Origin of the sequence: Petrocella sp. FN5 (genome assembly GCF_029210395.1) — a bacterium.
In the GTDB taxonomy this organism is placed as follows: Bacteria; Bacillota; Clostridia; order Lachnospirales; family Vallitaleaceae; genus Petrocella.
In genome coordinates this window covers 1-9,879 of the sequence record NZ_JARGDP010000086.1, presented here as the reverse complement: position 1 = coordinate 9,879, position 9,879 = coordinate 1, and the positions used below count along the sequence as shown (strand labels likewise).

At 35.1% G+C, this 9,879-nt stretch carries 10 protein-coding genes and 1 pseudogene; 5 read left to right on the top strand and 6 right to left on the bottom strand.

Annotated features, from left to right (window positions below; translation table 11 throughout):
* Positions 1-73: 73 nt before the first annotated feature.
* The 5 genes from P0N36_RS13510 (at position 74) to P0N36_RS13490 (ending at position 5,972) form a co-directional block, all read left to right on the top strand.
* A complete protein-coding gene (locus P0N36_RS13510; protein WP_275843385.1) occupies positions 74-1,306 on the top strand; it encodes a uracil-xanthine permease family protein in 1,233 nt (410 codons plus the stop codon).
* A 111-nt stretch (positions 1,307-1,417) separates the two neighbouring features.
* Positions 1,418-2,356 (top strand): aspartate carbamoyltransferase catalytic subunit, encoded by a 939-nt coding sequence (locus P0N36_RS13505; protein ID WP_275843384.1) that lies wholly within the window; start codon positions 1,418-1,420, stop codon positions 2,354-2,356.
* A complete protein-coding gene (locus P0N36_RS13500; RefSeq protein WP_275843383.1) occupies positions 2,349-3,635 on the top strand; it encodes a dihydroorotase in 1,287 nt (428 codons plus the stop codon). The genes P0N36_RS13505 and P0N36_RS13500 overlap by 8 nt, the downstream gene beginning before the upstream one ends.
* 97 nt (positions 3,636-3,732) lie before the next feature.
* Entirely contained in the window at positions 3,733-4,800 is a 1,068-nt protein-coding gene (locus P0N36_RS13495; RefSeq protein WP_275843382.1) for a tyrosine-type recombinase/integrase, read from the top strand.
* Positions 4,801-4,805: 5 nt separating this feature from the next.
* Complete coding sequence (locus P0N36_RS13490; RefSeq protein ID WP_275843381.1) at positions 4,806-5,972, top strand: iron-containing alcohol dehydrogenase; 1,167 nt, start codon at positions 4,806-4,808, stop codon at positions 5,970-5,972.
* A gap of 131 nt (positions 5,973-6,103) precedes the next feature.
* Here P0N36_RS13490 and P0N36_RS15755 read toward each other — a convergent pair whose 3' ends face one another.
* The 6 genes and pseudogenes from P0N36_RS15755 to P0N36_RS13470 all read right to left on the bottom strand — a co-directional run bounded on the left by P0N36_RS15755 (position 6,104) and on the right by P0N36_RS13470 (position 9,839).
* Positions 6,104-6,487, bottom strand: coding sequence for a lysostaphin resistance A-like protein (locus tag P0N36_RS15755; RefSeq protein ID WP_442957194.1), 384 nt, complete (start codon positions 6,485-6,487; stop codon positions 6,104-6,106).
* 413 nt (positions 6,488-6,900) lie between these two features.
* Positions 6,901-7,872, bottom strand: coding sequence for a hypothetical protein (locus tag P0N36_RS13485; RefSeq protein ID WP_275843380.1), 972 nt, complete (start codon positions 7,870-7,872; stop codon positions 6,901-6,903).
* A gap of 65 nt (positions 7,873-7,937) precedes the next feature.
* Positions 7,938-8,168 (bottom strand): hypothetical protein, encoded by a 231-nt coding sequence (locus P0N36_RS13480; RefSeq protein WP_275843379.1) that lies wholly within the window; start codon positions 8,166-8,168, stop codon positions 7,938-7,940.
* Between the two features lie 522 nt (positions 8,169-8,690).
* Complete coding sequence (locus tag P0N36_RS13475; protein WP_275843378.1) at positions 8,691-8,858, bottom strand: hypothetical protein; 168 nt, start codon at positions 8,856-8,858, stop codon at positions 8,691-8,693.
* A 268-nt stretch (positions 8,859-9,126) separates the two neighbouring features.
* Positions 9,127-9,381: pseudogene (locus tag P0N36_RS15750) on the bottom strand (DUF6431 domain-containing protein); the annotation flags it as partial.
* 260 nt (positions 9,382-9,641) lie between these two features.
* Positions 9,642-9,839 carry a response regulator transcription factor gene (locus P0N36_RS13470; protein WP_275843377.1) on the bottom strand — a complete coding sequence of 66 codons (198 nt, stop codon included), beginning with the start codon at positions 9,837-9,839 and terminating at the stop codon, positions 9,642-9,644.
* Between the last annotated feature and the right edge of the window lie 40 nt (positions 9,840-9,879).

Here is a 9,879-nt window from a genome sequence, read left to right as displayed (position 1 = left end):
CACAATAATAAATAAGCTAAAAGCTTATTGTATTATATAGCTTACGGGCAAAACTAACTTAGGGGGCATCATAATGGAAAATATTTCACTATCAAAAAAAATGATTCTTGGTTTACAACATGTTCTTGCTATGTTTGGCGCAACGGTTTTGGTACCTTTTTTAACCGGACTTGATCCAGCCATTGCTTTACTTGGAGCAGGGGTAGGTACCTTACTCTTTCATGTATGTTCAAAAGGTATCGTACCTGTTTTTCTAGGTTCAAGCTTTGCCTTTATTGGTGCTATTGCATTAACACTTCAAAGTGAAGGTCTTGCTTTTGTCAAGGGTGGCCTGATAGCTGCCGGCTTTGTATATATGTTAATCGCCATAATTATCTATTTCATCGGTGTTGATGCGGTTAAAAGACTTTTTCCACCAATCATCACAGGCCCCATTATTATGGTTATCGGATTAAGACTTAGTCCTGTTGCTGTAAACATGGCCTTTTACCAAGACGGTGCTTTTAATCTGACATCAACTTTAATAGCCAGTGTCGTTATTGTAACTATGGTGGTTGTATCAATTTTTTTCAAAGGTTTCTTCAAACTGGTACCCATTCTAATAGCGATTACAGTGGGTTATATTGTATCTATGCTTTTTGGTATTGTTGACTTTGGTCCTATACAAGAAGCCAGCTTTTTCACATTCCACAAAGATTCTGATGCAATAAAAAATCTTCTAACCATGCCTAAGTTTACTTTATCCGGCATCATTGCCATCGCACCAATTGCGTTTGTTGTTTTCATAGAGCACATAGGAGATATTACAACCAATGGGGCTGTCGTTGGTAAGAACTTTTTAGAGAATCCCGGTGTTCACAGAACAATATTAGGGGATGGTGTGGCTACTGCTTTTGCAGGTCTTATCGGTGCTCCGGCGAATACAACATATAGTGAAAATACTGGGGTATTGGCTGTTACCAAAGTTTATGATCCAGCTATTATTAGAATCGCTGCAGTTTTTGCTATTATCATGAGTCTTTTTGGTCCACTTACAGCTACCATCAGTACCATACCGCTACCTGTTATGGGTGGTGTCAGTGTTATTCTTTTTGGTATGATAGCATCTGTTGGTGTGCGTATTGTGGTATCCGCAGATCTTGATTTTTCACATAGTCGTAATCTGATGATCTCAGCCTTGATACTTGTACTGGGTATTGGCGTAGATGCATTCCCAATAGGAAGCAGTGGTGTAACCATATCCGGACTTGCAATTGCAGCGCTAATCGGTGTTGTTTTAAACTCAATATTACCATCTGAAATCTAATCAAAAAGTTATGTATATTTTCGTGTATAAAAAATGATGGCCTAGGCTGTCATTTTTTTATATATATGTTATAATCAAGACGATATGAATCAAGAGCAAAGGGGTGAGCCCGTGAACTACAATAAGAAACATTTTTTAGACCTAAAATCACTTAGTGCCAGTGACATCCACTATTTATTAAATTCGGCTCAAAAAATGAAATACGTACTGGAGAACAGTAAAGGTTACGTTGCACCTCATCTTAAGGGTAAAACGGTTGCAACGCTTTTTCATGAAGAGAGTTCCAGAAGTCGTCTATCTTATGAATTAGCCGCACAAAATCTAAGTGCAAAAGTCATCAACATCACGACCGCACGTGAGTTTAATCAGAAAAAATCTCTAAAAGAAGTAGGGACCTATGTGGATAAAATGGGCGCTGATTTCATCGTCATACGACATCCTATATCAGGTGGACCCCATCATTTGGCCAAATATGTAAAAGCTTCTGTTATTAATGCAGGGGATGGGTTGAATGAGAACCCAAGTGAGGCACTGGTCGATCTATTAACCATTCTGGAGCAAAAAAATAGCTTTACCGGTTTAAAAGTTGCCATCATCGGTGATATCATGTATAACCGTGTAGCAAAAAGCTCCATTTGGGCTCTTATTAAACTAGGCGCCAAAGTGTCCCTCGCCGGGCCAACGACCTTAATTCCAAGAGATATAGAGAAAACCGGTGCAACGATACATCATTCAGCTACTGAAGCTATAATTGATGCGGATGTCGTACTATGTCTTAAGGTACAAGAAGATCGCCGGGGTATCGCTTTAATACCCTCCTTAAATGAGTATAAGAAACTTTATAAAATTAATAAAACACGCTTAAGTTATGCCAAAGATGATGTTATTGTGATGCATCCCGGCCCCATAAATCGCGGTATTGAGATCTCTTCCAGCATTATAGACAAAGAAGGTTCTGTTCTTGATAAACAGCAGGGGAGCGGTATAGCTGTTCGTATGGCTTTGTTTCATTTACACTGCCGTTCAGGAGGAGGATCATTACATGTCTAGCACAAACTTAACTTTAATACGAAAAGGTACAATTATAACCCATGATAAAACCATCCATAATATGGATATTTTAATTGAAAATGAAAAGATTATAGATGTAGATACCAATATTGACATAGATCAATGTGATGTGATAGAAGCAGAAGGATTATATGTTATCCCGGGCCTTATTGATATGCATTGTGAACTATGTGAACCGGGTTATGATTATAGAGAAAGCTTTGAAACAGGTGGTCAAGCAGCAATAGCAGGTGGTTTTACAGCACTGACATGTAACCCTATGACCAATCCAATTATTGACAATAAGACCGTTGTAGAATATGTTGTAAATAAAGGTCATAATGTATCGCCTGTAGCCATCTATCCTTATGGTGCCTTAACTAAAGGGAATCAAGGCGAGGATATGACGGAGATTGGCGGTATGCAATTAAGAGGCATTGTAGCCGTTTCAGATGGGGATATATCAATCCAAGATAGCAAAACCCTAAAACGCGTCCTACAATATGCCTCTATGTTTGAACTACCCATTATATTACATTGTGAAGACCATAGTTTGTCCAAAGGTTATGGTGTTAATGATGGATATATTGCGACTCAATTAGGGCTTGAGGGCAGTATGGCAGCATCTGAATCTTTGATGGTAGCAAAATACATTGCAATAGCAGAGGAGCTTAGAATTAGAATCCATCTTGCACACATCTCAACAAAAGAGTCTGTTGAACTGATTCGTGCCGCAAAAAGAAGGGGTGTGCGTATGACTTCTGAGACATCCCCTCAGTATTTTTCACTCACAGAGGATACAATTGATGGTTATAATACTTTTGCCAAGGTGAATCCGCCTCTTAGAAAAGAAGATGATATGAAAGCCATTATCAAAGGTTTACAAGATGGTACCATCGATGTAATAAGCTCAGATCATCAACCCCATAACATTGACAGTAAAGCTATAGAATTCAGTTTGGCCTCTAATGGTATGTCAGCACTTGAAACAGCCTTATCAGTATCCTATACATATTTAGTCAAGTCCGGTTATTTAACGATGGAACAATTGGTTGATAAAATGTCGCATAAGCCGTCACATATATTAAGCCTAAACAAAAGTTTTTTTGGTGTCGGTCATCTTGCAGATTTAGCCATATTTGATCCTGAATCTGATTATGTGGTTGATGCAAGAAATTTTAAATCAAAAGCCAAGCATTCACCATACCATGGCATGACCTTAAAAGGACTCATGAAGTATACCTTTGTAGAAGGTAAGAAATACACCTTGAACATCTAGATAAAAATATATCTAGACTAACTAGGTGAGTATGGTATAATAGAAATGCAACTATGCGCAAAACACAACTTTAACGAATAGATAGAGGGCATCTCCTATGAAACACTTGAATTATCATGAAGAACTTAATATCATTAACAACAAACGTTTACGTGAACTTATTCAAGAGCTTCCACCTTTTGTATTTGAATTCTTTCGCGGTATTGAACAAACCACATCTTCCAAAACCAGAATCGCTTATGCCTACGACTTAAGAATTTTTTTCAAGTTCTTAAGTCTTAAGCATGAAGATTTCAAAGATGTGGATTATGCATCAATAGCCGTTACAGACTTAGATAAGATTACCCCTGACCATCTTGAGATCTATTTGGACTACCTTAACTACTACACCGATGATATGGGTACTGAAGAACATACCAATAAGGAACGTGGAAAATCTAGAAAAATGGCAAGTTTAAGGACCTTCTATAAGTATTACTATAGAAAGCAAAAAATCAAGACCAACCCTACCTTATTGGTTGATCTACCTAAGATTCACGACAAAGTCATCACTAGACTGGAAATAAATGAAGTGGCAAGTCTTTTAGATGAAGTGGAATCCGGTGAACATCTGACTAAAAAACAGCAGAGTTTTCATAACCATACCAAAGAACGAGACCTGGCCCTTGTCACCTTGCTCCTTGGTACAGGCATCCGGGTCAGTGAATGTGTTGGTTTAGATCTATCGGATGTAGATTTTGATGTAGATGGTATTCGGATTGTTCGAAAAGGCGGTACAGAAGTCATTATCTATTTTGGTCAAGAAGTACGCTTAGCACTTCTGACCTATTTGGATAAGCGAAAAAAAGTCATAGCTTCAGAAGGTCATGAGGATGCTTTGTTTTTATCCATACAAAATAAACGACTGGCCGTTAGAAGCGTTCAAAATATTGTCAAGAAATACGCCAAGCTCATCACCAAGCTAAAAAACATATCACCTCATAAGCTGCGTAGCACATACGGCACCAATCTCTATCGTGAAACCGGTGATATCTACTTAGTTGCAGATGTCTTAGGCCATAAGGATGTAAACACCACCAAAAGGCATTATGCAGAGATTGAGGATGAACGCCGTAGAATGGCTGCAAAAGCGGTCACTTTAAGAGATGATCAACATCGGAGGTAATAAATATGAATATGAGTTTAGACTTTGAATTTGCAACCGCAAAACAAATAATTTTTAAAACAAATGGCATCATGGATATTGCTAAGTCCATTCTTAAGCTTGGTAAATACCCCTTGGTGGTAACCGGCAAAGATAAAGGACGGGCAAAACCCCTTTTAGACGCCCTAAGTCATGCCTCTATGAATTATGTAATCTATACCATTCATGGTGAGCCAACGACAACAGACCTTATTCAGGGCGTAGAAATCGCCAAAGACAGCAAGTGTGATATGGTCATCGGGTTTGGTGGTGGCAGCGTTCTTGACAGTGCCAAAGCCATTGCCATACTCATGAACAACCCCGGTGAATTAATGGACTATTTGGAAGTCATTGGCAAAGGATTGCCTATGGAAAACCCCTCTGCGCCTCTAATACTAATACCGACAACATCAGGTACCGGTTCAGAAGTAACGAAAAATTCAGTGGTGACTTCTCAAGAGGAAAAAATAAAAGTCAGTCTTAGAAGTCCCTCAATGCTTGCTGATTTGGTATTGGTTGATCCGTCCTTAACACGAAGCATGCCACAAGCCATTACAGCCAGCACCGGACTGGATGCTTTGACCCAAGTCATAGAACCTTATGTTTCATCCTTTGCCAACCCGCTCACAGATGGTTTCTGCCGAGAAGGTATCTGGCGCATCGGTCGTTCTATCAAAAAAGCCTACGATGACGGTTCGGATATAAGAGCACGAGAAGACATGGCCCTTGGTAGCTTACTTGGCGGCATGGCCTTAGCCAATGCCAAATTAGGCGCCGTACATGGTTTTGCCGGTGTCATTGGTGGTAGATTCGACGCTTCTCATGGCTTCGTCTGTGCCGCTCTACTACCCTCAGTCATTGAATATAACATAAGAGCTCTAATAGAAAGAGACCCTGAACATATCGCCTTAAAAAGATATCAAGAGATATCTATATGGCTAACCGGTGATGACCACGCTGACATATCGGCAAGTGTCCATTGGCTAAAAGACCTCTATCAACATATGAACATCCAAGGATTGGCCACATTTGGCATCACCATAAAAGACTTTGATGACATCATACGAAAATCCTCAGGATCAAGTAGTATGAAAGGTAATCCCATCACCTTGACCCATGAAGAAATGACAAATATACTAACCGAATCCATGTAAAAAGATAAAAAGGAGGGTATGGTTAACATATTAATATTATGTTAACCATACCCTCCTTTTTGTTATTTAGTATCTTCTTCTCCATTCCTTATTTCTTTACTGGGTCTCTATCTTCTATAGTTTTAGCTCACTCAGCATTTATATAACGACTTATCCTTATTATTAGTTGATTTATTTTTTATATGTTCCCATAGTATAAAGAAAAATATACTAATACTTGTGATTAAATCAACAAATACACTACCTCCAAGATACTGATAATTCTCAGGACTTGCCATTGTTATAATATTCATAAAAATATGAAGTATAATTACCAAAAAAAGATTATTATTTTTTGCAAAGGCATACCCTAATATCATCGATCTAAAGAGAATCGTAATATTAATTATATTGTGAAAAAGCATGAATATTAGACTTGTCAACCAATTAGCTCTATTAACGGATAGTGATTTATTAAAGTTTGTAAATAGCAACCCTCTAAAGAATACTTCTTCGAAGCTCGATAATAAAATCATTGTTATAAGCTGATTGTTTTGTATTATATTACCATAAAGATTATTACTTAGTTCATGGTACAAGCCACTAAAAAGTGAATTTCTTCTAGTAACTAAAAAACCAATAAAATGCTGATCAGATACCACAATGAGTATTAAGAAGAAAATCAGCATAATAACATCAATTTTTCCTTTGAAAAATGACTTTAATTGGTGTATATACTTTGTTCTTGTATCCGTATTCATCTTATTATATATATATGAAAAGAATGACATCTGTAAAAACAAGAATACAACTATATATGTTAGAGTATGACTTGCAAAAGAATGAATCACCCTATAAATAACCATTTCTATTATTATAAAGATTACGTTATGACTGATGTTGGAATCGGATGATTCATTAAGTAAAAAAGAAATCATATAAATTCTCCTTAGAATAAAACTATATAGAAGAAATAAGGTACCAAACTGAGAATAACGTTCACACTGCCAAACTCTAATTTCTTTGTCAAGTAATAATAAATATTACCTGTCATTACAAATTCTATTAAAGTTAATATTAAATCAATATTTGGTACATTTAATTCTCCTATATTTAAATCATTCATCAAAATCATCTTATTAAGCATCAAGGTAATTATCTTTATATCGCTGAATAAAATAAATTCAAACAGGAATGTTACTATAACTAAGCTTATGGAAATGAATACCATGCTCATTTTTTCACTATTGTTGCGTTTGATAAAGTTAATTATCCTATCTATAAAAATAAGGCAAAATAAACACAACAATACAATTAGGTCATAGTCATAATTCAAGGAAATATTGATCTCTATATCTCTGAATATTTTTTCTTCATTAAGTTTAAGAAAAATATAATGTATTTTGGGATTTATTATAAAAAAAATAAATATCCATTTGATATAAGGATTAACAGTTGCTTTAACCAATAAAACTATAATCAAGTTTGTTATTATATACGGTAAGACTCCATTAAAACCAAAAACGAGAAATATTCCGACTGTACTTACTCCAGGCAAAAAATATAAAAAAGTCCTACCCTTTTTTCTTTCATCAATATCATCAAGATATATATACCAAAACAATAATAACACCATGGGAAAAAATGTAGCTGCTATGTGAGTAAATGTAAATGTACCTTCTAATATTAGAAGAAAATAATTGTTTATAATTAATAGCGTAACAGGAAAATACAAAAATGATAATGCTACGACTAATATATTCATATAATGATTTGTGGTTACTTTGATTTTTTTTGGTTTAGATTTGTATAGCATTGAAAATATGATTACTATATTTTGTATAGCTAACCAATAAAAAAAGTATTCCTTAGGTATAATAATTAGTGATCCACTTGAAATAAGTATTGCTAAAAGTACCATTGTTAATCTCCATTCGAATTAATCGGAGTAACTATTATATAATAGTTACTCCGATATCTAATTAATTAGAATGCATCTGCTGCATCACCAAATACTTTATCTACTACATAATCAGCAGCTTTGCTTGCTAATGTCTTGCTTCCTGTAATAGATTTAGTGTAAACCCTTGCTTTGTATGATAACTGATTCTTAATAACAACAATTCTTTCATAAGTTGTGTAACCTCTACCGTCATCATCAGTCATGCCACCGTTGATTGCTAACATATCATCATACTTTAATTCTTTAAAATACATAATTTTTCTCCTTTCATTTTATTCTATTTGCGCAAATAGTAAGTATATATTTACTTATACCTCTATTAATAGAAATAAGTTAATAACTATTTCAAAAACAAAATATAATTATTGTGATTTACTCATCATAGCATAGCAGTTTTTTATATAAAAGTAAAGAGTTTTTCATTGATTTACGTAATAAAAGGTTTTTTTATATAATTATTTACATAAATGGGGGTTACTGTAAATGCATTTAAGCAATTTTTAAATCTTGTTCTTAAAGATATTCCTTTTGTTTCTAAGTAAATTGCCCCCTCATAATCATCATATATTATTTAGTACTAGTATTAGCACTATAAAAATGGCAGCTACAATACGTATTATTTTATCATTTTTATCATTAATTCTTTTATAAAAAACAAGAGATATTAATAAAAGTGCTATAGGAATAATAGTCAAATAATTAATTCTGTTCATATCAATCACCCCATTACTGTGGTAAATACCAGAAAGGTTCTAGTTACCTATAATTCATAGTTACTACTTTTTAAATCTTATAATTATAGCTATCTGTAATGACATAAGCCCAATACCTCCAAATAAACCCAAGATATTACTATTAACAGAATTAGGTACAATTATATTTCTTACGCATAATAAAACAAGTCGATAACTAGCGACATCCTCTGGTGTTTGTTTCTTGTTCATTTAGTACTCCCTTCAAACTTTTTAAAGAAAGGATAACATGAACTATTTATGGACAGAAGGCAAACTGGGTGGGTACTCCGAAACCAGTTGTGATCAGTGTTTGAGTGACACTTGTCAGCCAACCAGAGCCTTTGTTTTTGATAATGTCGAGTAAAGAACCTTGAGACTCAAAAGGATAAACCATTTGGTGCGCCTTCATGTAAAGTGACCTTAACGCACCTTCTACTTGAACAAGATTGCGTCGCCACTGCATGCGCCAGATATAAATGGTTGAATTATCGGCAGGACAATGATCTAAGCAATGATCAAGGCAGTCTTCAATCACTTGAGCTTCATAATGCTTAAAGGGCTGAATTATTGAAGGTAGCTCTATGTGTAGCTTACCGCACTGCCTACAGCGGAGTCTTCGTAAGTGGAATAACTTTTTATGACCAAGTGAATCTTTAACCTTACGTTCTCTTAAATCATAACCCGCTAGATACCCAGAACAAGAGGGACATGAGGGTGATTCCTTACTCTCTATGAAAAATATTTGTATCAGGATTGAATTTTATCTCATAACGTGTTAGAATAACCATGTTTTTAGGACACCACTAATACGACGGGTTATCTTCCAGGATAAAAAAGGTCGTTTAGTGGTGTTTTTCCATTCACCTCAGTATTTTCAGAATACTATTATTCTAAACGACAATCCATGGCAAGACAATAGAGCAAGTATATTAAATGATGGACAAACCTAGAGAGCTAATTATGGTCATCGCTAGAGGGCACAAACAATAATGGTTAAATGATACTGTTTTCATAAGCGAAACTAAGCGCTTCGGCCATAGACGATACATTTAGTATTTTAAAAATTCTTTTTTTGTGATACTTAATTGTATTTTCACTGACATTTAATTCATATGCAATTGCTTCATTAATTAATCCTTTAGCAGTTAGTTTTAAAATTACTTTTTGCTGTTCACTGATATTATTTTTCATACGCCACCTCATTTTTTTCGCAAGAAATAAATTTGATTAG

Excerpts from the sequence above, each read along its gene's own strand:
- P0N36_RS13510 (WP_275843385.1), top strand. The coding sequence starts at position 74 with ATGGAAAATATTTCACTATCAAAAAAAATGATTCTTGGTTTACAACAT.
- P0N36_RS13500 (WP_275843383.1), top strand. The coding sequence starts at position 2,349 with ATGTCTAGCACAAACTTAACTTTAATACGAAAAGGTACAATTATAACC.
- P0N36_RS13495 (WP_275843382.1), top strand. The coding sequence starts at position 3,733 with ATGAAACACTTGAATTATCATGAAGAACTTAATATCATTAACAACAAA.
- P0N36_RS13490 (WP_275843381.1), top strand. The coding sequence starts at position 4,806 with ATGAATATGAGTTTAGACTTTGAATTTGCAACCGCAAAACAAATAATT.
- P0N36_RS15755 (WP_442957194.1), bottom strand. The coding sequence starts at position 6,487 with ATGATTTTATTATCGAGCTTCGAAGAAGTATTCTTTAGAGGGTTGCTA.
- P0N36_RS13485 (WP_275843380.1), bottom strand. The coding sequence starts at position 7,872 with ATGGTACTTTTAGCAATACTTATTTCAAGTGGATCACTAATTATTATA.
- P0N36_RS13480 (WP_275843379.1), bottom strand. The coding sequence starts at position 8,168 with ATGTATTTTAAAGAATTAAAGTATGATGATATGTTAGCAATCAACGGT.
- P0N36_RS13475 (WP_275843378.1), bottom strand. The coding sequence starts at position 8,858 with ATGAACAAGAAACAAACACCAGAGGATGTCGCTAGTTATCGACTTGTT.
- P0N36_RS13470 (WP_275843377.1), bottom strand. The coding sequence starts at position 9,839 with ATGAAAAATAATATCAGTGAACAGCAAAAAGTAATTTTAAAACTAACT.